The organism is Pseudomonas sp. PB101 (assembly GCF_009764265.1).
Taxonomy (GTDB): Bacteria; Pseudomonadota; Gammaproteobacteria; order Pseudomonadales; family Pseudomonadaceae; genus Aquipseudomonas.
This window is the reverse complement of the sequence record NZ_RWIR01000069.1, coordinates 1-24302: the sequence shown is the minus strand read 5'-3', so window position 1 is coordinate 24302 and position 24302 is coordinate 1. Positions and strand designations below refer to the sequence as shown.

Here is a 24302-nt window from a genome sequence, read left to right as displayed (position 1 = left end):
GTGTCTGGAATACGCGAATTTTTACAGTGTGCGACAACGTTCGCGTGCTGCTGGCATGGTCGGGAATGCTCCTGCTTTCCGAGCCGCAAGTGCCAAATCGAAACAAAGACCAGGATCGTTGAATTGACGTGAGTTGGGTCCGGGCCTGTATTGGGGCTCAACGAGTTCGGCAGGGCTCAGGAGAGGTTTGCCGAACGTCCTCAAGAGTGCAGATGACTTATGGCAAAGCGTGACTATTACGAAGTATTGGGTGTTGAGCGAGGCACAAGCGAGGCGGACCTGAAAAAGGCCTACCGTCGCCTGGCGATGAAGCACCACCCGGACCGTAATCCCGATGACAAAGCGTCGGAAGAGATGTTCAAGGAGGCCAACGAGGCCTACGAAGTGCTGTCCGATTCCAGCAAACGTGCGGCGTACGACCAGTACGGCCACGCCGGTGTCGACCCAAGCATGGGTGGCGGCGGTGCCGGTTTCGGCGGCCAGAACTTCTCCGACATCTTTGGCGATGTCTTCAGTGACTTCTTCGGTGGCGGTCGCGGCGGTTCCCGTGGCGGCGCTCAGCGCGGCAGCGATTTGCGCTACACCCTGGAGCTGGACCTGGAAGAAGCGGTGCGCGGTACGACCGTGAATATCCGCGTTCCGACGCTGGTCAACTGCAAGCCTTGCGACGGCTCCGGTGCCAAGAAAGGTTCTGCGCCGGTGACTTGCCCGACTTGCGGCGGTATCGGCCAGGTGCGCATGCAACAAGGCTTCTTCTCGGTGCAGCAGACCTGCCCGCGTTGCCATGGCCAGGGCAAGATCATTTCCGATCCGTGCGATTCGTGCCACGGCGAAGGCCGTGTCGAAGAGTACAAGACCCTGTCGGTGAAAGTGCCGGCCGGTGTCGATACCGGTGACCGCATTCGCCTGTCCGGCGAAGGCGAGGCGGGTGCTCAGGGTGGTCCGACCGGCGACCTGTACGTGGTGATCAATGTGCGCGAGCACTCGATCTTCCAGCGTGACGGCAAGCACCTGTTCTGCGAAGTGCCGATCAGCTTCGTCGATGCGGCGCTGGGTGGCGAGCTGGAGATTCCGACCCTTGATGGCCGGGTCAAGCTGAAGATCCCCGAGGGGACCCAGACTGGCAAGCAGTTTCGCGTTCGCGGCAAGGGCGTCGCGCCGGTGCGTGGCGGCGGAGCCGGTGACCTGATGTGCCGTGTGGCGGTCGAGACTCCGGTCAATCTGAGCCGTCGCCAGCGCGAAATGCTCGAGGAGTTCCGTAGCTCCCTGGCGGACGACAACAGCCATTCGCCAAAAACCACCGGTTGGTTCGAAGGCGTGAAGCGCTTCTTCGGCGATTTGTAAGGAGACAGGCATGCGACGTATTGCAGTGATGGGCGCCGCCGGGCGCATGGGCAAGACCCTGATTGAAGCGGTGCAGCAAACCCCGGGTGCCGGTCTGACGGCGGCGGTGGATCGCCCTGACAGCACGCTGGTCGGCGCGGATGCCGGTGAGCTGGCTGCGCTGGGTCGCATCGGCGTACCGCTGTCCGGCGATCTGGATCGGGTGGTCGACGAGTTCGACGTGCTGATCGACTTTACGCACCCGACGGTAACCCTGAAGAATCTGGCTTTCTGCCGTAAGCACGGCAAGGCCATGATCATCGGTACCACTGGTTTCAGCGTTGAAGAAAAACAGCTGCTGGCGGAAGCGGGCAAGGACATTCCGATCGTCTTCGCGGCCAACTTCAGTGTCGGGGTCAACCTGTGCCTGAAGCTGCTCGACACGGCCGCTCGCGTATTGGGCGACGATGTCGATATCGAAATCACCGAAGCTCACCATCGGCATAAGGTCGATGCGCCGTCCGGCACTGCCGTGCGCATGGGTGAGGTGATTGCCGATGCGTTGGGTCGTGATCTGAAGAAAGTGGCGGTGTATGGCCGTGAAGGTCAGACCGGTGCTCGCGAGCGTGAGACCATCGGTTTCGCCACTGTGCGTGCCGGTGACATCGTCGGTGATCACACCGTGCTGTTTGCCGCCGACGGCGAGCGCGTCGAGATCACCCACAAGGCGTCCAGTCGCATGACGTTCGCCAAGGGCGCGGTACGTGCTGCGTTGTGGCTGGACGGGCGCGAGCCTGGCCTTTACGACATGCAAGACGTGCTCGATCTGCGTTAAGATGCACCCGAAATCGGGCTCGCGCACAGCGTTTGAGCCCGGTTTTGTTCCGCCAAGCGACGTCCTGTCGCATTCTCCAGCCTTTAAGGCTCATTGGCGGTAGACCAAAAAGGCCTTTTTCTGTAAGCTACAGCTTTAGTGTGTCCACTAAAAGCGCGCAGAATAATTCAGTGAAGAAGCGGGGTGACGTGTCCATACGTCACTCCGCTTTTTTACAACCTGCGATCGCCCTTTCAGGCTTTATTTACGGGAGGTCTTCTTGACTAAGCCAGCCATACTCGCCCTTGCTGATGGCAGCATTTTTCGCGGCGAAGCCATTGGAGCCGACGGTCAGACCGTTGGTGAGGTGGTGTTCAACACCGCAATGACCGGCTATCAGGAAATCCTTACCGATCCTTCCTACGCCCAACAGATCGTTACCCTGACTTACCCGCACATCGGCAACACCGGCACCACGCCGGAAGACGCCGAGTCGAACCGCGTCTGGTCTGCCGGCCTGGTCATCCGTGACCTGCCACTGGTTGCGAGCAACTGGCGTAACACGATGTCCCTGTCCGACTACCTGAAGGCCAACAATGTTGTGGCCATCGCCGGTATCGACACCCGCCGCCTGACGCGCATCCTGCGTGAAAAAGGCGCGCAGAACGGCTGCATCATGGCCGGTGACAACATTTCCGAAGCCGCCGCCATCGCCGCTGCCCAGGGTTTCCCTGGCCTCAAGGGCATGGACCTGGCGAAAGTCGTCAGCACCAAGGAAAGCTACGAGTGGCGCTCGACTGTCTGGGATCTGAAGACCGACAGCCACGCGACCATCGAAGCCTCCGAGCTGCCATACCACGTGGTTGCCTACGACTACGGCGTCAAGGTGAACATCCTGCGCATGCTGGTCGAGCGCGGCTGCCGCGTGACCGTGGTGCCGGCGCAAACCCCTGCTGCCGATGTACTGGCACTGAAGCCGGACGGCGTGTTCCTGTCCAACGGCCCTGGTGATCCGGAGCCATGCGACTACGCGATCCAGGCAATCAAGGATGTGCTGGAAACCGAGATCCCGGTCTTCGGTATCTGCCTCGGTCACCAACTGCTGGCCCTGGCCTCCGGCGCCAAGACCCTGAAAATGGGTCACGGCCACCACGGTGCCAACCACCCGGTCCAGGACCTGGACAGCGGTGTGGTGATGATCACCAGCCAGAACCACGGTTTTGCCGTAGACGAAGCGACCCTGCCAGCCAACGTTCGCGCGATCCACAAATCGCTGTTCGACGGCACCCTGCAAGGTATCGAGCGTACCGACAAGAGCGCCTTCAGCTTCCAGGGTCACCCTGAAGCCAGCCCTGGCCCGAACGACGTAGCGCCATTGTTCGATCGCTTCATCAACGAGATGGCCAAGCGACGCTGATCGCTCGCCTTGATGTAGCAAGGCTTGAGGGTGGTCCCGAGACCGGCGGCCCCCTCAAGTCACGGATTGAACAAGACGGCTTGCCGACTGACCTGCGGATTTGAGTGACAAACCCATGCCAAAACGTACAGACATTAAAAGCATCCTGATTCTTGGCGCTGGCCCGATCGTAATCGGCCAGGCCTGCGAATTCGACTACTCCGGCGCCCAGGCCTGCAAGGCCCTGCGCGAAGAGGGTTACCGCGTCATCCTGGTGAACTCCAACCCGGCCACCATCATGACCGACCCGGCCATGGCCGACGCCACCTACATCGAGCCGATCAAGTGGCAGACCGTTGCCAAGATCATCGAGAAAGAGCGTCCGGACGCGCTGCTGCCGACCATGGGTGGCCAGACCGCCCTGAACTGCGCCCTGGACCTGGAGCGCGAAGGCGTTCTGGAGAAGTTCGGCGTAGAGATGATCGGTGCCAACGCCGACACCATCGACAAGGCTGAAGACCGCTCGCGTTTCGACAAGGCCATGAAGTCCATCGGCCTGGCGTGCCCGCGTTCCGGTATCGCCCACAGCATGGAAGAGGCCAACGCGGTCCTCGAGAAGCTCGGCTTCCCGTGCATCATCCGTCCGTCCTTCACCATGGGCGGCACCGGTGGCGGTATCGCTTACAACCGTGAAGAGTTCGAAGAAATCTGCGCCCGTGGTCTGGACCTGTCGCCGACCAAGGAACTGCTGATCGACGAATCGCTGATCGGCTGGAAAGAGTACGAGATGGAAGTTGTCCGCGACAAAAAGGACAACTGCATCATCGTCTGCTCCATCGAAAACTTCGACCCGATGGGCGTGCACACCGGTGACTCGATCACCGTGGCTCCGGCACAGACCCTGACCGACAAGGAATACCAGATCCTGCGTAACGCCTCCCTGGCGGTACTGCGCGAGATCGGCGTTGAAACCGGCGGTTCCAACGTGCAGTTCGGTATCTGCCCGAACACCGGCCGCATGGTCGTGATCGAGATGAACCCGCGTGTATCGCGTTCCTCGGCACTGGCTTCGAAAGCCACCGGTTTCCCGATCGCCAAGGTCGCGGCCAAGCTGGCTGTGGGCTACACCCTCGACGAGCTGTCGAACGACATCACCGGCGGCAAGACCCCGGCGTCCTTCGAGCCGTCCATCGACTACGTCGTCACCAAGCTGCCGCGTTTTGCCTTCGAGAAATTCCCGAAAGCCGACGCCCGCCTGACCACTCAAATGAAGTCGGTCGGTGAAGTCATGGCCATCGGCCGTACCTTCCAGGAATCCCTGCAGAAAGCCCTGCGCGGTCTGGAAGTGGGTGTTTGCGGTCTGGACGAGAAAGTTGACCTGGCCAACCCGGAAAGCATGAGCGTGCTCAAGCGCGAGCTGACCGTGCCGGGCGCCGAGCGTATCTGGTATGTGGCGGACGCAATGCGCGCCGGCATGAGCGTCGAAGACATCTTCGGCATGACCATGATCGACCCTTGGTTCCTGGTGCAGATGGAAGATCTGATCAAGGAAGAAGAGAAGGTCAAGACTCTGGGTTTGTCGTCGATCGACAAAGACCTGATGTTCCGCCTCAAGCGCAAGGGCTTCTCCGACATGCGCCTGGCCAAGCTGCTGGGTGTGACCGAGAAGAGCCTGCGTGCTCACCGTCACAAGCTGGAAATCTTCCCGGTCTACAAGCGCGTCGACACCTGCGCCGCCGAGTTCGCCACGGATACTGCCTACCTGTACTCGACGTACGAGGAAGAGTGCGAAGCCGCGCCGTCGGGCCGCGACAAGATCATGATCCTGGGCGGCGGTCCTAACCGTATCGGCCAGGGTATCGAGTTCGACTACTGCTGCGTACACGCGGCACTGGCCCTGCGCGATGACGGGTACGAGACCATCATGGTCAACTGCAACCCGGAAACTGTTTCCACCGACTACGACACCTCCGATCGCCTGTACTTCGAGCCAGTGACCCTGGAAGACGTGCTGGAAATCGTCCGCGTCGAGAAGCCAAAAGGCGTGATCGTCCAGTACGGCGGCCAGACCCCGCTGAAACTGGCGCGTGCCCTGGAAGCTGCTGGCGTGCCGATCATCGGTACCAGCCCTGACGCCATCGACCGTGCCGAAGACCGTGAGCGCTTCCAGCAGATGGTCCAGCGCCTGAACCTGCGTCAGCCGCCAAACGCCACCGTGCGCAGCGAAGACGAAGCGATTCGTGCCGCCAGCAAGATCGGTTACCCGTTGGTGGTGCGCCCGTCCTACGTACTGGGCGGTCGTGCGATGGAAATCGTCTACGAAGAAGAAGAGCTCAAGCGCTACCTGCGTGAAGCGGTGCAAGTGTCCAACGACAGCCCGGTGCTGCTGGACCACTTCCTCAACTGCGCCATCGAGATGGACGTGGATGCGGTCTGCGACGGCAAGGACGTGGTGATCGGCGCGATCATGCAGCACATCGAACAGGCTGGCGTTCACTCCGGTGACTCCGCTTGCTCGCTGCCGCCGTACTCGCTGCCGGCGCACATCCAGGACGAGATGCGCGAACAGGTCAAGAAAATGGCCCTGGAACTGGGCGTGATCGGCCTGATGAACGTACAGTTGGCGTTGCAGGGCGACGACATCTACGTCATCGAAGTCAACCCGCGCGCTTCGCGTACCGTGCCGTTCGTGTCCAAGTGCATCGGTGTTTCCCTGGCAATGATCGCTGCGCGCGTGATGGCCGGTAAGACTCTGAAAGAAATCGGCTTCACCAAGGAAATCATTCCTAACTTCTACAGCGTGAAAGAGGCGGTGTTCCCATTCGCCAAATTCCCTGGCGTTGACCCGATCCTCGGCCCAGAGATGAAGTCCACCGGTGAAGTGATGGGCGTGGGCGACACCTTCGGTGAAGCGTTCGCCAAGGCCCAGATGGGCGCCAGCGAAGTGCTGCCGACCGGCGGTACTGCGTTCATCAGCGTGCGTGACGACGACAAGCCGCTGGTTGCGGGCGTGGCCCGTGATCTGATCAACTTGGGCTTCGAAGTGGTCGCTACCGCCGGTACTGCCAAGCTGATCGAGGCTGCAGGCCTGAAAGTACGCCGCGTGAACAAGGTGACCGAGGGTCGTCCGCACGTGGTCGACATGATCAAGAATGACGAAGTCACCCTGATCATCAACACCACCGAAGGCCGTCAGTCGATCGCTGATTCCTATTCCATTCGTCGCAACGCCCTGCAGCACAAGATCTACTGCACCACCACCATTGCTGCTGGCGAAGCTATCTGCGAAGCGCTGAAGTTCGGTCCCGAGAAGACCGTGCGCCGCTTGCAGGATCTACACGCAGGATTGAAGGCATGAGCATAACGAAGTACCCAATGACCGTTCAGGGCGCTCGCGCCCTGGAAGAAGAGCACACTCACCTGACCAAGGTCGTACGTCCGAAGCTGAGCCAGGACATCGGTACGGCCCGCGAGTTGGGTGACTTGAAGGAAAACGCCGAATACCACGCTGCTCGCGAGCAGCAGGGTATGGTCGAGGCGCGGATCCGTGACATCGAAGGCCGGATTCAGAACCAGGTCATCATCGACGTCACGACCATTCCTCACACTGGCAAGGTTATCTTCGGCACCACCGTCGAAATCGCCAACGTCGAGACTGATGAAAGCGTCACTTACCACATCGTGGGTGAGGATGAGGCTGACTTCAAACTTGGCAAGATTTCGGTCGGCTCGCCCCTGGCTCGTGCCTTGATCGGCAAGGAAGAGGGCGATGTGGTTGCGGTGAAAACGCCAAGTGGCGTTATCGAGTACGAGATTGTCGAAGTTCGTCACATCTGAAAGCCGGCGCCCGCTTCGTGCGGGCGCCATGCTTTGGCAGCTGACCCAGATGTTGTGGGTCGGCGGCTTGTGGCTGTTGCAAATCGGTCTGTTGCCGATGCTCGGGCGAATAGGCCTGGCGCCGCTGCTGATCGATGAAATCGCAGGCACGCTCAATGCGCTGGTAGTGGGATTCGCTACGGCGTGTGTGATTTTTCAGGCTTTGGTGCTGGTTAAGGCCGAGGGCCTTGTCAGTCTATGGCGAGATAATCGCGGACAACTGCTGTTGATGGCGCTGTATGCGTGCGCGATGTACTTCGCGGTGCGTTTCGGCTGGCCGGATGCGCTGCGTTGGCAGGCGTTCAGCTATCTTGTCCTGGGGTTTTCCGGGCTGGTGCTGGTGTTGCAGCCGGTGCCGGGATGGGGTGGCAGGGTGCGCGAAGCACACCCCTGACCCTTGCCATCACTTGAAACGATGGACGTTCGACAGCTGCTTGTTGACGCTGAAGTTCTTGCGGTAGATCAGTGCCATCTTGCCGATGACCTGGACCAGATCCGCTTTGCCTACCTTGCAGAGCTCTGCAATGGACGCCAGGCGCGATTCGCGATCGAGGATGTTGAGCTTGATCTTGATCAGCTCGTGATCCGCCAATGCGCGTTCGAGTTCGGCTAACACACCTTCAGTCAAACCATTGTCTGCCACAATCAGAACCGGTTTCAGATGGTGGCCAATGGATTTGTACTGTTTCTTCTGCTCTTGAGTGAGCGGCATAATCTGACCCTTTCGTCTGGATTCTGTAAAATGGCGGCCATTTTACCCGAGGGTTCGTGACTCCGCCCAACTAATCACGACCCTTATCATCGAGGTGCCCAATGGCGCGTTCCAAGACAAGCCTTGAGTGGCTGAAAAGACATGTCAATGATCCCTATGTGAAGCAGGCGCAGAAGGACGGCTACCGCTCGCGGGCGAGTTACAAGCTTCTGGAAATCCAGGAGAAGTACAAACTGATTCGTCCGGGCATGAGCGTTGTCGACCTGGGTGCTGCGCCCGGTGGCTGGTCGCAGGTTACCAGTCGGCTGATCGGTGGTCAGGGGCGTCTGATCGCCTCGGACATCCTGGAAATGGACAGCATTCCGGACGTAACTTTCATTCAGGGTGACTTCACCCAGGACGAAGTGCTCGCTCGGATCCTTGAGGCCGTGGGTAATTCGCAGGTGGACCTTGTGATTTCCGATATGGCCCCCAATATGAGTGGTACGCCTGAAGTGGACATGCCCAAAGCCATGTTCCTGTGTGAGCTGGCGCTTGATCTGGCGGAGCGGATACTCAAGCCTGGTGGTAATTTCGTGATCAAGATTTTTCAGGGTGAAGGTTTCGATGTTTACCTGAAGGACGCCCGTAAGAAATTCGACAAGATCCAGATGATCAAGCCGGATTCTTCTCGTGGCAGCTCTCGCGAGCAATACATGCTGGCTTGGGGCTATCGCGGTCGCAGTGAATAAAACGAGCTTTTTTGGCCGGGGCGATAGGTTTTTCGTATTTCGCCTCGCGTGCATAAGCGAATATTGTGTAGAAAGTGTTTCACAAAGGGTTACAGACGGCGCCTGCCAAGTTGTAGGTAATGTAGTAAGTTAGGCCGGTGAATATCATGCGAAGCGCGCGCCAGTAGCGGAGCTTGCTTCAGAGGGTAGTTAATTGAACGATATGGCAAAGAATCTGATCCTGTGGTTGATCATCGCGGCTGTCCTGGTGACGGTGATGAACAACTTCTCCAGCCCTAACGAGCCGCAGACCCTCAACTATTCCGACTTCATCCAGCAGGTCAAGGATGGCAAGGTCGAGCGCGTGGCGGTTGATGGCTACGTGATTACCGGCAAACGCAACGATGGCGACAGCTTCAAGACCATTCGCCCGGCGATCCAGGACAACGGCCTGATCGGCGACCTGGTGGATAACCACGTCGTGGTCGAAGGCAAGCAGCCTGAGCAGCAAAGCATCTGGACTCAACTCCTGGTCGCCAGCTTCCCGATCCTGGTGATCATTGCCGTATTCATGTTCTTCATGCGGCAGATGCAGGGCGGTGCCGGTGGCAAGGGCGGGCCGATGAGCTTCGGCAAGAGCAAGGCGCGCCTGCTCTCCGAGGATCAGGTTAAGACTACCCTGGCTGACGTTGCCGGTTGCGACGAGGCCAAGGAAGAAGTGGGTGAACTGGTCGAGTTCCTGCGCGATCCGGGCAAGTTCCAGCGCCTGGGTGGTCGCATTCCACGCGGCGTACTGATGGTCGGTCCTCCGGGTACCGGTAAAACCTTGCTGGCCAAGGCTATCGCCGGCGAAGCCAAGGTACCGTTCTTCACCATTTCCGGCTCCGACTTCGTCGAGATGTTCGTCGGCGTGGGTGCCAGCCGTGTTCGCGACATGTTCGAACAGGCCAAGAAACACGCGCCATGCATCATCTTCATCGACGAAATCGATGCGGTCGGTCGCCATCGTGGTGCCGGCATGGGTGGTGGTCACGACGAGCGCGAACAGACTCTCAACCAGTTGCTGGTCGAGATGGACGGCTTCGAAATGAACGACGGCATCATCGTGATTGCCGCGACCAACCGTCCTGACGTACTGGACCCTGCGCTGCTGCGTCCGGGTCGTTTCGACCGTCAGGTGGTGGTCGGTCTGCCGGACATCCGTGGCCGCGAACAGATTCTCAAGGTTCACATGCGTAAAGTGCCAATGGGCGACGACGTTGCCCCGGCCGTGATCGCACGTGGTACTCCTGGCTTCTCCGGTGCCGACCTGGCCAACCTGGTCAACGAAGCGTCGCTGTTCGCTGCCCGTGCCGGCAAGCGCATCGTCGAAATGAAAGAATTCGAACTGGCCAAAGACAAGATCATGATGGGCGCCGAGCGCAAATCCATGGTCATGTCCGAGAAAGAAAAGCAGAACACGGCTTATCACGAGGCGGGCCACGCCATTGTGGGGCGTGTCGTGCCTGAGCATGATCCGGTGTACAAGGTGTCGATCATTCCGCGCGGTCGAGCGCTGGGTGTGACCATGTTCCTGCCGGAAGAAGATCGTTACAGCCTGTCCAAGCGTGCGTTGATCAGCCAGATCTGCTCGCTGTACGGCGGTCGTATCGCTGAAGAAATGACCCTGGGCTTCGATGGCGTGACCACCGGTGCCTCCAACGACATCATGCGCGCCAGCCAGATTGCGCGGAACATGGTGACCAAGTGGGGTCTTTCGGAAAAGCTCGGCCCGTTGATGTATGCCGAAGAAGAGGGTGAAGTGTTCCTCGGTCGCGGCGGTGGCGGTCAGAGTGCAAGCTTCTCCGGTGAGACAGCCAAGCTGATCGACTCCGAAGTGCGCAGCATCATCGATCAGTGCTACGGCACGGCGAAACAGATCCTCACGGACAACCGTGACAAGCTCGACGCCATGGCCGATGCCTTGATGAAGTACGAAACCATCGATGCCGAGCAGATCGACGACATCATGGCGGGGCGTACGCCGCGCGAGCCGCGCGACTGGTCGGGTGGCACCGGTACCTCCGGCACCCCTCCGGTGGTGCAGGACGAGCGTCCGGAAACACCGATCGGCGGTCCTGCTGCTGACGTATAAGGTTTGAAATGACTTCTGTTCAGTCCTCGACCCGGTTGCCTTGCGGCAACCGGGTTCTTGATTTGGCCCAGACGCATGTCATGGGTATTCTCAATGTCACTCCTGATTCTTTCTCCGATGGTGGCCAATACAGCCAGCTCGACGCGGCCATGCGCCACGCCGAAGCCATGGTGGCGGCCGGCGCGACGCTGATCGATGTCGGTGGCGAATCCACCCGTCCCGGTGCCAGGGTCGTATCGCCGCTGGAAGAGCTGGAACGCGTGGCGCCCATTGTCGAGCGCATCAATCGCGAGCTGGATGTGATCATATCGGTCGATACCTCCACGCCAGCGGTCATGCGTGAAACTGCGCGCCTGGGCGCCGGGTTGATCAATGACGTGCGTTCATTGCGTCGCGATGGTGCACTGGATGCCGCAGCGGCCACCGGTCTGCCGGTTTGCCTGATGCATATGCTGGGCGAACCCGGCGATATGCAGGACAATCCGCAGTATCAGGACGTTACAAGGGAAGTCGGTGAGTTTCTCGCCGAGCGCATGGTTCAGTGTTCATTGGCGGGTATCCCGGCCGAGCGGATCATTCTTGATCCCGGCTTTGGCTTCGCCAAGACCTTGCAGCACAATCTGAGCTTGTTCAAACATATGGAAGCCCTGCATGCCCTGGGGCGGCCCCTGTTGGTCGGGGTTTCGCGAAAGAGCATGATTGGTCAGGCATTGAATCGTCCGGTCGGAGACCGGCTGTATGGCGGTTTGGCGCTCGCGGCGCTGGCTTCGGCGAAAGGTGCGCGTATATTGCGCGTCCATGATGTAGCCGAAACAGTGGATGTGGTGCGCATGATCGCCGCAGTGGAATCAGCCGAATAAGAATGATGGAGCACTTATGAGCAAAAAATATTTTGGCACCGATGGTATTCGTGGGCGTGTCGGGCAATACCCGATCACTCCTGATTTCATGCTCAAGCTCGGCTGGGCTGCCGGTATGGCGTTTCGCAAGATGGGCGCCTGCAAGGTACTGGTAGGCAAGGACACCCGGATCTCCGGCTACATGTTCGAGTCTGCGCTTGAGGCGGGGCTTACCTCCGCGGGTGCCGATGTGATGCTCCTCGGTCCGATGCCGACCCCGGCGATTGCCTACCTGACGCGTACCTTTCATGCCGAAGCAGGCATCGTCATCAGCGCCTCGCACAATCCGCACGATGACAATGGCATCAAGTTTTTCTCCGGCAAGGGCACCAAGCTTCCGGATGAAGTCGAGCTGATGATTGAAGAGTTGCTCGACACGCCAATGACTGTGGTGGAGTCGAGCAAGATCGGCAAAGTGTCGCGTATCAACGACGCCTCGGGCCGCTATATCGAATTCTGCAAGAGCAGCGTACCGACCGGCACCAGCTTCTCGGGCCTGAAGATCGTGATCGACTGCGCTCACGGTGCGACCTACAAAGTGGCGCCGAGCGTGTTTCGTGAGTTGGGTGCTGAAGTTGTGGTGCTCTCGGCTCAGCCCAACGGTCTGAACATCAACGACAACTGCGGTTCGACCCATATGGGGCCGCTGCAGGCTGCCGTCATTGCCGAGCATGCCGACCTGGGTATCGCCTTCGATGGTGATGGTGACCGGGTTCAGATGGTCGATCACACAGGTGCGGTGGTCGATGGTGACGAATTGCTGTTCATCATTGCCCGCGATCTGCATTTGCGCGACAAGCTGCAGGGCGGCGTGGTCGGAACCCTCATGAGCAACCTGGGGCTGGAACTGGCCCTGGCTGACCTGGGTATTCCATTCGTGCGTGCCAACGTCGGTGACCGCTATGTGATTGCCGAGCTGTTGGAGCGCAACTGGATCGTGGGTGGTGAAAACTCCGGGCACGTCGTGTGCTTCAGCCACACCACCACGGGTGATGCAATCATTGCCGCGCTGCAGGTGCTGATGGCACTGCGCACACGCGACGAAGGTCTGGCGCAATCGCGTCAGGCGCTGCGCAAATGCCCGCAGGTGCTGATCAATGTGCGTTTCGGTGGCGGTGCAAATCCCCTCGAGCATCCAGCGGTCAAAGAAGCCAGCGAACGCGTTACCAAGGCAATGGCAGGTCGTGGCCGGGTCCTGTTGCGCAAGTCCGGGACCGAGCCGCTGGTGCGTGTGATGGTCGAAGGCGAAGAGGAAACCCTGGTTCGCGGCTATGCCGAAGAGCTGGCAAAACTGGTTACTGAAGTTTCTGCCTGAATTCGGCTTGCCAGCCTTGATTGTGTTGGGTAACATCTGCGCCCACTTTGACCGACGAGGTACAGCATGCGTCGCCCTATGGTAGCTGGTAACTGGAAGATGCACGGTACCCGCGCCAGCGTCGCTGAGCTGATCAACGGCCTTCGTGACTTGGCCTTGCCGAGCGGTGTTGATGTCGCGGTATTCCCGCCTTTCCTGCATATCAATCAAGTGATTGATGGCCTGGAAGGAAAGTCGATTTCGGTCGGCGCGCAGAATTCTGCGGTGGAATCCGGACAAGGTGCGTTGACCGGTGAAGTTGCACCGAGTCAGTTGGTGGATGCAGGTTGTTCCCTGGTACTTGTCGGGCACTCCGAACGCCGCCAGATCATGGGCGAGCAGGACGCAGTGCTGATTCGCAAGTTCGCAGCGGCACAGGCATGTGGCTTGACTCCGGTGTTGTGCATAGGTGAAACCCTTGAGCAGCGCGAAGCCGGAAAAACTCTTGAGGTTGTCTCGCGTCAGCTTGGCAGTATCATTGAGGAGCTGGGTGTCGGTGCCTTTGCCAAGGCAGTGATCGCTTACGAGCCGGTCTGGGCCATTGGCACCGGGCTGACTGCAACGCCGCAACAGGCGCAGGATGTGCATGCAGCCATCCGCGCTCAGTTGGCGGCAGAGAATTCTGAAGTCGCACAAGGTGTGCGGCTTCTATACGGCGGCAGCGTGAAGGCGGCCAATGCGGTCGAACTGTTCGGCATGCCGGATATCGATGGGGGTCTCATTGGTGGGGCTTCCCTGAATGCAGATGAGTTCGGTGCGATTTGTCGCGCCGCGGGAAACTGAAAAAATGCTGGAAACAGTCGTAGTCGTTTTTCATCTGCTGGGTGCATTGGGCGTAGTTGCTCTGGTTTTGCTGCAGCAGGGTAAAGGTGCGGACGCTGGTGCGTCTTTCGGAGCAGGTGCTTCAAATACTGTGTTCGGAAGCCAAGGTTCCTCTACCTTTCTTAGTAAGTTTACTGCTATACTTGCCGCAGGTTTTTTCATAACCAGCTTGGGGTTAGGTTACTTTGCTAAAGAGAAGGCTCACCAGCTGACTCAAGTAGGTCTGCCAAACCCAGCGGTACTGGAAGTTCCAAAGCAACAACCGGCTTCTGATGATGTCCCGGTGCTTCAAGAGCAAAAGTCGGCTACTCCAGCGACTGACGTGCCTCCAGCTCAAGAGCAGAAGTAAGAAGGGTTTCAAACGTAGTATTGCCGAGGTGGTGGAATTGGTAGACACGCAACCTTGAGGTGGTTGTGCCCATAGGGTGTAGGGGTTCGAGTCCCCTTCTCGGTACCAATTAGTCAGGAGAGCCCGCTGTTGCGGGCTTTCTTGCAGGTGGAAGGTTACATTGACCCTGTAGGGGATCGGTCGTATACTTCCGCCCCAGCTTTGTCGCGGGGTGGAGCAGTCTGGTAGCTCGTCGGGCTCATAACCCGAAGGTCGTCGGTTCAAATCCGGCCCCCGCAACCAGTTTAAGGAGCCCCTTTTCAGGGGCTTTTTGTTAGCTGGACACTTTCTACGCCGCTGTTCGACGGCGTTTCAAGGATGGGCGTTTCGCCCATTTTTTTATTTTGCATAGCATGCACATACATGCACTAGGGGGTTCAGGTGTCGAGCAAGCTAGAAGAGTTGCAGGCCTTGCTGGCCCCGGTGGTCGTGGCCCTAGGCTATGAATGCTGGGGTATCGAGTTTTCGGCTCAGGGTCGTCACTCGATGTTGCGCGTTTATATCGATAAAGAGGGCGGCGTGCTGGTGGATGATTGTGCCATCGTCAGCCGTCAGATCAGCGGTGTGCTGGATGTTGAAGATCCAATCACCGTTGAGTACACCCTTGAAGTTTCCTCGCCTGGCATGGAACGCCCTCTGTTCACTCTTGAGCAGTTTGCAAAATTTGCCGGTGAACAAGTGAAGATCAAGCTGCGCTCGCCTTTTGAAGGACGACGCAACTTTCAGGGCCTTCTGCGCGGCGTAGAAGAGCAGGATGTCGTGGTGCAGGTAGAAGACCATGAGTTCCTGTTGCCGATCGATATGATCGACAAGGCCAACATTATTCCCAGTTTTGACTGAGGCGTGCCAGATACTGCGGATCCCGCGGATCCAATGGCTTGCGAAAGGCGAGGCGTACGATGAGCAAAGAAGTACTGCTGGTTGTTGAGTCGGTATCCAACGAAAAGGGTGTACCGGCAAACGTTATTTTTGAAGCGCTGGAGCTGGCCTTGGCCACTGCGACCAAAAAGCGTTTCGAAGACGAAGTTGATCTGCGTGTGGAAATCAATCGCCACACCGGTGCCTACGAGACTTTCCGTCGCTGGACGGTCGTCGAGGAAGCAGACTTGGACGATCCGGCCATCGAAACCTGGCCGAGCAAGGTTGCTGAAACGCATCCTGGCGCCAAGGTCGGTGACGTCGTCGAAGAGAAAATCGAGTCCATCGAATTCGGGCGCATTGCTGCACAGACTGCCAAGCAAGTCATCGTGCAGAAAGTTCGCGAAGCCGAGCGCGCTCAGGTTGTAGACGCTTATCGCGAGCGCCTGGGTGAAATCATCTCCGGCACCGTGAAAAAAGTAACCCGCGACAACGTGATCGTTGATCTGGGCAACAACGCTGAAGCGTTGCTGGCCCGTGAAGACATCATTTCTCGCGAAACTTTCCGGGTTGGCGTGCGTCTGCGTGCGCTGCTCAAGGAAATCCGCACCGAGAACCGCGGCCCGCAGCTGATCCTGTCGCGTACCGCGCCGGAAATGCTGATCGAGTTGTTCCGCATCGAAGTGCCGGAAATTGCCGAAGGCCTGATCGAAGTGATGGCTGCGTCCCGTGATCCGGGATCCCGCGCCAAGATCGCCGTCCGCTCCAAGGACAAACGCATCGACCCGCAGGGCGCTTGCATCGGTATGCGCGGTTCGCGCGTCCAGGCAGTGTCGGGTGAGTTGGGCGGTGAGCGTGTTGACATCGTTCTGTGGGACGACAACCCGGCTCAGTTCGTGATCAACGCCATGTCCCCGGCCGAGGTTGCGGCAATTATCGTTGACGAAGATGCCCACGCAATGGACATCGCCGTTGGCGCAGACAATCTGGCTCAGGCCATCGGTCGCGGTGGTCAGAACGTGCGTCTGGCCAGCCAGTTGACTGGCTGGACCCTGAACGTGATGACCGAATCGGACATCCAGGCTAAGCAGCAAGCAGAAACCGGCGACATCCTGCGCAACTTCATCGACGAGCTGGAAGTCGACGAAGACCTGGCGCAGGTGCTGGTAGATGAAGGCTTCACCAGCCTGGAAGAGATTGCCTACGTACCGTTGGAAGAAATGCTCAACATCGACGGCTTTGACGAGGAAACCGTCAACGAGCTTCGCGCTCGTGCCAAGGATCGTTTGTTGACCAAAGCCATCGCTACTGAGGAAAAGCTGGCAGACGCCCATCCGGCCGAAGACCTGCTCTCGCTTGAGGGTATGGACAAGGATTTGGCGATGGAACTGGCGGTGCGCGGCGTAATTACCCGCGAAGACCTGGCCGAGCAGTCTATTGACGACCTGCTCGACATCGACGGCATTGACGATGATCGTGCCGGCAAGTTGATCATGGCCGCCCGAGCCCACTGGTTCGAGTAATTAGGCGCGGCCTGAGGAGAGAAGTGCATGACGCAAGTCACGGTGAAACAACTGGCCGATGAGGTCAAAACACCGGTAGAGCGCCTGTTGCAGCAGATGCGTGAGGCAGGTCTGCCGCACACCGCCGCCGAAGAAAGTGTGACTGACAGTGAGAAGCAATCGTTGCTGACTCACTTGAAAAGCAGCCACAAGGCGAAAGTGGAAGAACCACGCAAGATTACGCTGCAGCGTAAAACCACCAGCACCCTGCGTGTTGCTGGCAGCAAAAGCATCAGCGTTGAAGTACGCAAGAAAAAAGTCTTCGTACAGCGCAGCCCGGAAGAAATCGAAGCCGAGCGCAAGCGTGAACTGGATGAACGTCGCGCAGTAGAAAATGCTGCACGTCAGAAGGCTGAAGAAGAAGCCAAGCGTCGCGCCGAAGAAGAAGCGCGTCGCCAGCCTGCTGCTGCGTCGACCGCTCCAGCCGAACCTGTTGCAGCGCCTGCTGCGGTAGCCGAGCCAGTGCGCGAAAGCGCACCGGTCGTGGCAGCCGCTCCGGCTCCAGCAGCAGACGCTCGCAAGCGCGATGAACAGCGTCGTCCGGACAAACCACGTGCCGATGACAACAATCGTCGCGGCAGCGGCGATGGCGAGCGCAAAAACGCTCCGCATCGTGCTTCGGTCAAGGAAAAGGCGCCTGCTCCACGCGTTGCCCCACGTACTACCGACGAAGAAAGCGATGGCTTCCGTCGTGGTGGTCGCGGCAAGGCCAAGCTGAAGAAGCGCAACGCCCACGGTTTCCAGAGCCCAACCGGCCCTGTCGTGCGCGAAGTGAAGATCGGCGAGACCATCACTGTTGGCGATCTCGCTCAGCAGATGTCGGTCAAGGCTGCTGAAATCATCAAGTTCATGTTCAAACTGGGTACTCCAGCGACCATCAACCAGGTACTGGACCAGGAAACTGCCCAGTTGGTTGCTGAAGAACTGGGCCACAAAGTGACCCTGGTCAGCGACACCGCCCTGGAAGATTCCCTGGCCGAGTCCCTGAAGTTTGAAGGCGAGGCCGTTTCCCGTGCACCAGTCGTGACCGTAATGGGCCACGTTGACCACGGTAAGACTTCCCTGCTCGACTACATCCGTCGTGCCAAGGTTGCTGCTGGCGAAGCCGGTGGCATCACCCAGCACATCGGTGCGTACCACGTTGAAACCGACCGTGGCATGGTGACGTTCCTCGACACCCCTGGTCACGCTGCGTTTACCGCAATGCGTGCCCGTGGTGCCAAGGCGACCGACATCGTGATCCTGGTGGTTGCAGCGGACGACGGCGTAATGCCGCAGACCATTGAAGCTGTCCAGCACGCAGTAGCGGCCGGTGTTCCACTGGTTGTTGCAGTGAACAAGATCGACAAGCCGGGCGCTGATCTCGATCGCATCCGTAGCGAACTGTCGGTACACGGTGTGACCTCGGAAGAGTGGGGTGGCGACACTCCATTCGTACCGGTTTCGGCGAAGATGGGTACCGGTGTCGACGAACTGCTCGAAGCCGTACTGCTGCAAGCCGAAGTCCTGGAACTGACTGCAACGCCATCGGCTCCTGGCCGTGGTGTGGTGGTTGAGTCCCGTCTGGACAAGGGCCGTGGCCCGGTGGCTACCGTTCTGGTTCAAGACGGTACCCTGCGCCAGGGCGACATGGTCCTGGTCGGTTCGAACTATGGCCGTGTACGTGCCATGCTCGACGAGAACGGCAAGCCAATCAAGGAAGCCGGTCCGGCCATCCCTGTCGAGATCCTCGGCCTGGACGGTACCCCGGACGCTGGCGACGAGATGAGCGTGGTTGCCGACGAGAAGAAAGCCCGTGAAGTGGCTCTGTTCCGTCAAGGCAAGTTCCGCGAAGTCAAACTGGCTCGTGCTCACGCCGGCAAGCTGGAAAACATCTTCGAAAACATGGGCCAGGAAGAGAAGAAGACGCTCAACATCGTCCTCAAATCCGACGTCCGTGGATCGCTGGAAGCGTTGAACGGTGCCTTGAACGGCCTGGGCAACGACGAAGTGCAAGTGCGTGTAGTGGGTGGCGGTGTCGGTGGTATCACCGAGTCCGACGCCAACCTGGCACTGGCCTCCAACGCTGTACTGTTCGGCTTCAACGTGCGTGCCGATGCCGGCGCGCGCAAGATCGTCGAGCAGGAAGGTCTGGATATGCGTTACTACAACGTGATCTACGACATCATCGAAGACGTCAAGAAAGCCCTGACCGGTATGCTCGGCAGCGATGTTCGCGAGAACATCCTGGGTATCGCCGAAGTGCGTGACGTGTTCCGTTCGCCGAAGTTTGGCGCGATCGCCGGTTGCATGGTTGTCGAAGGTGTCGTTCACCGTAACCGTCCGATCCGTGTACTGCGTGAAGACATCGTTATCTTCGAAGGCGAGCTGGAATCCCTGCGCCGCTTCAAGGATGACGCTTCCGAAGTACGTGCCGGCATGGAATGCGGTATCGGCGTGAAGAGCTACAACGACGTTAAAGTCGGTGACAAGATCGAAGTCTTCGAGAAGGTGCAGGTTGCTCGCAGCCTCTAATTCGCGCACTTCAAGAGCCGTGACGGCTAGCCGCATGCAAGTGCGCAACTCGTCACCAGGACTCTAAACGCAACGCCCGGTCTGGCTTTTGTCAGGCCGGGCGTTTGCCGCTTTCAGACCTTGCGGGTTTCACCGTGGGGCAGTAACAGGTAACAAGACATGGCAAAAGAATATAGCCGTACCCAACGTATCGGCGATCAGATGCAGCGCGAGCTGGCACAACTGATCCGTCGTGAAGTCAAAGACCCGCGCGTCGGCCTGGTCACCATTACCGCTGTGGAAGTCAGCCGTGACGTCGGTCACGCGAAGATCTTCATCACCGTGATGGGGCAGGACAGCGCCGAAGAAATTGCACAAAGCATCAAGGTGCTCAACTCTGCCGCCGGTTTCCTGCGCATGCAGCTGGCTCGCGAGATGAAGCTGCGCAGCGTTCCACAGCTGCACTTCCACTACGACGAAAGCGTCGTGCGTGGTGCGCATCTGTCGGCATTGATCGAGCGCGCAGTGGCTGAAGACAATCAGCATCCGGTTGCGGCAGAAGCCGAAGACACCAAGGAGTAATCGGTGGCTCAGGTCAAACGTATCCGTCGTAACGTCAGCGGCATTATTCTTCTCGACAAGCCGCTGGGGTTCACCTCCAACGCGGCCTTGCAGAAGGTTCGCTGGTTGCTGAACGCCGAGAAGGCCGGTCATACCGGCAGTCTCGACCCGCTGGCCTCCGGCGTGTTGCCGCTGTGCTTCGGCGAGGCCACCAAGTTCTCGCAATACCTGCTCGATTCCGACAAGGGTTATGAAACCCTCGCGCAACTGGGCAAGACCACCACCACGGCGGATGCCGAAGGTGAAGTTTTGCAGGAGCGTCCGGTGACCGTTGGTCGCACCGATATCGAAGCTGTGCTGCCGAAATTTCGTGGGCAAATCAGTCAGATACCGCCGATGTACTCGGCACTCAAGCGCGATGGCCAGCCGCTGTACAAGCTGGCGCGTGCAGGCGAAGTAGTGGAGCGCGAACCGCGTTCTGTTACTATTACGCGCTTGGAATTGCTGGCCTTCGAAGGCGATACTGCGCGGCTGTCGGTGGATTGCACTAAAGGCACCTATATCCGTACCCTGGTGGAGGATATCGGTGAGCAACTCGGTTGTGGCGCTTACGTTGCAGAACTGCGACGTACCCAGGCCGGGCCATTCACCCTGGCGCAGACGGTAACCCTGGAAGAGCTGGAAGCGGTACATGCCGAAGGCGGCAACGAAGCGGTCGATCGCTTCCTGATGCCATCGGACAGCGGCCTGCTGGATTGGCCACTGTTGCAGTTCTCCGAAGCGAGCGCGTTCTACTGGCTCAACGGCCAGCCGGTACGTGCCCCGGATGCTCCGAAGTTCGGCATGGTGCGGGTACAGGATCACAATGGTCGCTTCATCGGTATCGGTGAAGTGAGCGAAGACGGGCGCATCGCGCCGCGTCGTTTGATTCGGTCAGAATGACCGGAACCGGCCTGTGTAACAGCAGGTCGGCGAGTGTGGCTGTTAACAGGCACGGTCACGACTCATTTATAGATACAGGGATTTGTCCCTGGCCTGTTGAAACTGTTTTTCTGAAACAGTTTCCTGATAAAAGGATTGCCTCATGGCTCTCGACGTTCAAGAAAAAGCTCAAATCGTTGCTGACTACCAGCAAGCCGTTGGTGACACTGGTTCGCCAGAAGTGCAAGTTGCACTGCTGACCCACAACATCAACAAGCTGCAAGGTCACTTCAAGGCCAACGGTAAAGATCACCACTCCCGTCGTGGTCTGATCCGCATGGTAAACCAGCGTCGTAAGCTGCTGGACTACCTGAAAGGCAAGGACGTGAGCCGTTACAGCGCTCTGATCGCTCGCCTGGGTCTGCGTCGCTAATAAGCGATTGCGCTAGAGGTTGGTTGTCTGTCGTGCATCAGCGGGTTTCCCGCTGGTGCATGGCAGGCTCCCAGCCTCAAGTTTTATCTGGATACCTGCTTTACCTGAGTAGCACCTGGACAATTGTGTCGGGCCGATTCCCGGCGTTGCCCAAGAATTTCGCAAGAAACCAGTTCCCCAAGAGCCACAAAGAAGGTAGGACACCGTGAACCCGGTAATCAAAAAATTCCAGTTCGGTCAGTCGACCGTTACCCTCGAGACTGGCCGTATCGCCCGTCAGGCCTCCGGCGCAGTATTGGTCACCGTTGACGACGACGTCAGCGTATTGGTGACCGTAGTCGGTGCCAAGCAAGCCGATCCAGGCAAGGGCTTCTTCCCTCTGTCTGTTCACTACCAGGAAAAGACTTACGCTGCCGGCAAGATCCCTGGCGGTTTCTTCAAGCGTGAAGGCCGTCCTTCCGAGAAAGAAACCCTGACTTCCCGACTGATCGACCGTCCGATCCGTCCGCTGTTCCCTGAAGGTTTCATGAACGAAGTGCAGGTTGTCTGCACCGTCGTTTCCACCAGCAAGAAGACCGATCCGGACATCGCTGCGATGATCGGTACCTCGGCTGCGCTGGCCATCTCCGGCATTCCTTTCGATGGCCCGATCGGCGCCGCTCGCGTTGCTTTCCACGAAAGCACCGGCTACCTGCTGAACCCGACTTACGAGCAGCAAGCTGCTTCGAGCCTGGACATGGTCGTTGCCGGTACTTCGGACGCCGTGCTGATGGTTGAATCGGAAGCCAAGGAGCTGACCGAAGACCAGATGCTGGGCGCGGTACTGTTTGCTCACGACGAGTTCCAGGTTGTGATCAACGCCGTTAAAGAACTGGCCGCCGAAGCTGCCAAGCCAACCTGGACCTGGGCTCCTGCGCCAGAAGCCACCGAACTGCTGGGCGCTATCCGTGCCGAGTTCGGCGAAGCGATCTCCCAGGCCTACACCATCACCGTCAAGGCCGACCGTTACGCTCGCCTGGGCGAGCTGAAGGATCAGGTCGTTGCCAAGCTGTCCGGTGAAGAAGGCCAGCCTTCGTCCAGCGAAGTCAAAGCGGCTTTCGGCGAAATCGAATACCGCACCGTTCGCGAAAACATCGTTAACGGCAAGCCACGTATCGACGGCCGCGACACCAAGACCGTACGTCCGTTGAACATCGAAGTCGGTGTTCTGCCAAAGACCCACGGTTCGGCTCTGTTCACCCGTGGTGAAACCCAGGCTCTGGTAGTCGCGACACTGGGCACCGCCCGTGACGCGCAACTGCTGGACACCCTGGAAGGCGAGAAAAAAGACCCGTTCATGCTGCACTACAACTTCCCTCCGTTCTCGGTGGGCGAGTGTGGTCGCATGGGTGGTGCTGGTCGTCGTGAAATCGGTCACGGCCGTCTGGCCCGTCGTTCGGTTTCGGCCATGCTGCCTGCCGCCGACGTGTTCCCGTACACCATCCGCGTGGTTTCGGAAATCACCGAATCCAACGGTTCGAGCTCCATGGCTTCCGTTTGCGGCGCTTCCCTGGCCCTGATGGACGCTGGTGTGCCGATGAAGGCGCCGGTTGCCGGTATCGCCATGGGTCTGGTTAAAGAAGGCGAGAAATTCGCCGTCCTGACCGACATCCTGGGTGACGAAGACCACCTGGGCGACATGGACTTCAAGGTAGCCGGTACCGCCAAGGGCGTCACCGCGCTGCAGATGGACATCAAGATCAAGGGCATCACCGAAGAGATCATGGAGATCGCCCTGGGCCAAGCCCTGGAAGCGCGCCTGAACATCCTCGGCCAGATGAACCAGATCATCGGCCAGTCGCGTACCGAACTGTCGGCCAACGCTCCGACCATGATCGCGATGAAGATCGACACCGACAAAATCCGTGATGTCATTGGTAAAGGCGGCGCGACCATTCGTGCGATCTGTGAAGAAACCAAGGCTTCGATCGACATCGAAGACGACGGTTCGATCAAGATCTTCGGCGAAACCAAGGAAGCTGCTGAAGCTGCTCGTCAGCGCGTTCTGGGCATCACCGCTGAAGCCGAGATCGGCAAGATCTACGTCGGCAAGGTTGAGCGCATCGTCGACTTCGGCGCATTCGTCAACATCCTGCCGGGCAAGGACGGTCTGGTTCACATCTCCATGCTGAGCGACGCTCGCGTCGAGAAAGTGACCGACATCCTGAAAGAAGGCCAGGAAGTGGAAGTGCTGGTACTGGACGTGGACAACCGCGGCCGTATCAAGCTGTCCATCAAAGACGTGGCAGCAGCCAAGGCTTCGGGCGTTTAATCACGCCTCACGCCTGACCGCTTCAGCGTTGTAAAAAATGCCCCGCAGTGAAAGCTGTGGGGCATTTTTTTGTCTGCAGGAAATTGAGACGTTCCGGAAGTTGCCTGCCCCTGAAGTCAGTGCTAGGTTTAGCCCACCGCCCGTGTAGCTCAGCCGGTAGAGCAGCGCACTCGTAACGCGAAGGTCGCAGGTTCGATTCCTGTCTCGGGCACCAGCAAGACTTGTTTTCAGATGATCCCGAATGGTTCTGAAGGCCAGATAAACCGTGCTTCATACGGTTTTTTTGCGTCAGAGAGATCCTTGATGATCCAGATCCATCTTCCATTCCCCAGATCAACGAGAACGCCATGACCGTAAAAGAATTGAGCCAGCAAGCCAGACACGAAGAAGCCCTCAAGAAGTACGCGCTGGACGCGTCCGGATTGATGGACGAGATCAAGGACTTGAGTCCGGATGATCAGAAGGACCAGATTCAATGGGCCTTCGAGGATGAAGCCGAAGCCCAGGGCTTGCAGCCGTGGGAGTTGACCCTCAAGTACACGAGCACTCCAGAAGAGTACGAGGCCAAGCGCCTGGAGCTGCACCGGGAGGCTGCCGAAGTGTTGGGCGTCGAGTGGGAAGAGTACTGCGAGATGAACAATCTGGTGGTTTGAGCAACCTGCCTGCCAACCCGCTTTTGTAGGAGCCCGGCTTGCCGGCGATGGCGATCTCAAGGACGCTATCGCCGGCAAGCCG

General features: G+C 58.7%; 21 protein-coding genes and 3 tRNA genes. 23 read left to right on the top strand and 1 reads right to left on the bottom strand.

All coding sequences use genetic code 11. The annotated features are described in order from the left end of the window. Positions 1–219 precede the first annotated feature (219 nt). The 6 genes from dnaJ to EI969_RS21105 all read left to right on the top strand — a co-directional run bounded on the left by dnaJ (position 220) and on the right by EI969_RS21105 (position 7803). Positions 220–1344, top strand: a complete 1125-nt coding sequence (gene dnaJ / locus EI969_RS21130; RefSeq protein ID WP_110657818.1) for a molecular chaperone DnaJ — start codon at positions 220–222, stop codon at positions 1342–1344. A 10-nt stretch (positions 1345–1354) separates the two neighbouring features. Next, positions 1355–2158, top strand: coding sequence for a 4-hydroxy-tetrahydrodipicolinate reductase (dapB, locus tag EI969_RS21125; protein ID WP_056728226.1), 804 nt, complete (start codon positions 1355–1357; stop codon positions 2156–2158). Between the two features lie 259 nt (positions 2159–2417). Next, positions 2418–3554, top strand: coding sequence for a glutamine-hydrolyzing carbamoyl-phosphate synthase small subunit (gene carA, locus EI969_RS21120; protein ID WP_160389475.1), 1137 nt, complete (start codon positions 2418–2420; stop codon positions 3552–3554). A 115-nt stretch (positions 3555–3669) separates the two neighbouring features. After that, positions 3670–6891 carry a carbamoyl-phosphate synthase large subunit gene (gene carB, locus EI969_RS21115; RefSeq protein ID WP_150714923.1) on the top strand — a complete coding sequence of 1074 codons (3222 nt, stop codon included), beginning with the start codon at positions 3670–3672 and terminating at the stop codon, positions 6889–6891. Positions 6892–6893: 2 nt separating this feature from the next. Next, a complete protein-coding gene (gene greA, locus EI969_RS21110) occupies positions 6894–7370 on the top strand; it encodes a transcription elongation factor GreA (protein ID WP_056728592.1) in 477 nt (158 codons plus the stop codon). 28 nt (positions 7371–7398) lie between these two features. Next, positions 7399–7803, top strand: coding sequence for an MFS transporter (locus EI969_RS21105; RefSeq protein WP_160389474.1), 405 nt, complete (start codon positions 7399–7401; stop codon positions 7801–7803). A 9-nt stretch (positions 7804–7812) separates the two neighbouring features. On the opposite strand, the gene EI969_RS21100 is transcribed toward EI969_RS21105, so the two are convergent. Further along, positions 7813–8121: a YhbY family RNA-binding protein gene (locus tag EI969_RS21100; protein WP_007942889.1), complete on the bottom strand. Its 309-nt coding sequence runs from the start codon at positions 8119–8121 to the stop codon at positions 7813–7815. A gap of 101 nt (positions 8122–8222) precedes the next feature. Here EI969_RS21100 and rlmE point away from each other — a divergent pair, with 101 nt between their 5' ends. From rlmE to EI969_RS21015, 17 genes are all read left to right on the top strand, one after another. Then, entirely contained in the window at positions 8223–8852 is a 630-nt protein-coding gene (gene rlmE, locus EI969_RS21095; protein WP_110657828.1) for a 23S rRNA (uridine(2552)-2'-O)-methyltransferase RlmE, read from the top strand. A 202-nt stretch (positions 8853–9054) separates the two neighbouring features. Next, positions 9055–10965 carry an ATP-dependent zinc metalloprotease FtsH gene (gene ftsH, locus EI969_RS21090; protein ID WP_015093436.1) on the top strand — a complete coding sequence of 637 codons (1911 nt, stop codon included), beginning with the start codon at positions 9055–9057 and terminating at the stop codon, positions 10963–10965. 8 nt (positions 10966–10973) lie between these two features. After that, on the top strand, positions 10974–11825 hold the full coding sequence (folP, locus tag EI969_RS21085) for a dihydropteroate synthase (RefSeq protein WP_160389473.1): 852 nt from the start codon (positions 10974–10976) through the stop codon (positions 11823–11825). 16 nt (positions 11826–11841) lie between these two features. After that, positions 11842–13179: a phosphoglucosamine mutase gene (gene glmM / locus EI969_RS21080; RefSeq protein ID WP_160389472.1), complete on the top strand. Its 1338-nt coding sequence runs from the start codon at positions 11842–11844 to the stop codon at positions 13177–13179. Positions 13180–13245: 66 nt separating this feature from the next. Then, on the top strand, positions 13246–14001 hold the full coding sequence (gene tpiA, locus EI969_RS21075; RefSeq protein ID WP_160389471.1) for a triose-phosphate isomerase: 756 nt from the start codon (positions 13246–13248) through the stop codon (positions 13999–14001). A gap of 4 nt (positions 14002–14005) precedes the next feature. Further along, positions 14006–14389, top strand: a complete 384-nt coding sequence (gene secG / locus EI969_RS21070; protein ID WP_017336473.1) for a preprotein translocase subunit SecG — start codon at positions 14006–14008, stop codon at positions 14387–14389. 22 nt (positions 14390–14411) lie between these two features. Further along, positions 14412–14497: transfer RNA gene (locus EI969_RS21065), tRNA-Leu, on the top strand. A 97-nt stretch (positions 14498–14594) separates the two neighbouring features. Further along, a tRNA-Met gene (locus tag EI969_RS21060) sits at positions 14595–14671 on the top strand. 138 nt (positions 14672–14809) lie between these two features. After that, a complete protein-coding gene (gene rimP / locus EI969_RS21055; protein ID WP_064387885.1) occupies positions 14810–15268 on the top strand; it encodes a ribosome maturation factor RimP in 459 nt (152 codons plus the stop codon). A 59-nt stretch (positions 15269–15327) separates the two neighbouring features. Further along, the gene (nusA, locus tag EI969_RS21050) at positions 15328–16809 is read left to right on the top strand and encodes a transcription termination factor NusA (protein ID WP_007900474.1); all 1482 of its coding nucleotides are present in this window, start codon (positions 15328–15330) and stop codon (positions 16807–16809) included. Between the two features lie 27 nt (positions 16810–16836). Further along, on the top strand, positions 16837–19362 hold the full coding sequence (gene infB, locus EI969_RS21045) for a translation initiation factor IF-2 (RefSeq protein WP_160389470.1): 2526 nt from the start codon (positions 16837–16839) through the stop codon (positions 19360–19362). A 159-nt stretch (positions 19363–19521) separates the two neighbouring features. Continuing rightward, positions 19522–19923, top strand: a complete 402-nt coding sequence (gene rbfA / locus EI969_RS21040) for a 30S ribosome-binding factor RbfA (protein ID WP_007973108.1) — start codon at positions 19522–19524, stop codon at positions 19921–19923. A 3-nt stretch (positions 19924–19926) separates the two neighbouring features. Beyond that, complete coding sequence (gene truB / locus EI969_RS21035; RefSeq protein WP_160389469.1) at positions 19927–20844, top strand: tRNA pseudouridine(55) synthase TruB; 918 nt, start codon at positions 19927–19929, stop codon at positions 20842–20844. Positions 20845–20986: 142 nt separating this feature from the next. Beyond that, complete coding sequence (gene rpsO, locus EI969_RS21030) at positions 20987–21256, top strand: 30S ribosomal protein S15 (RefSeq protein ID WP_003197723.1); 270 nt, start codon at positions 20987–20989, stop codon at positions 21254–21256. Between the two features lie 205 nt (positions 21257–21461). Continuing rightward, on the top strand, positions 21462–23567 hold the full coding sequence (gene pnp, locus EI969_RS21025; RefSeq protein WP_007915263.1) for a polyribonucleotide nucleotidyltransferase: 2106 nt from the start codon (positions 21462–21464) through the stop codon (positions 23565–23567). Between the two features lie 138 nt (positions 23568–23705). After that, positions 23706–23781: transfer RNA gene (locus EI969_RS21020), tRNA-Thr, on the top strand. A gap of 133 nt (positions 23782–23914) precedes the next feature. After that, the gene (locus tag EI969_RS21015; RefSeq protein ID WP_160389468.1) at positions 23915–24220 is read left to right on the top strand and encodes a DUF6388 family protein; all 306 of its coding nucleotides are present in this window, start codon (positions 23915–23917) and stop codon (positions 24218–24220) included. Positions 24221–24302: the final 82 nt, after the last annotated feature.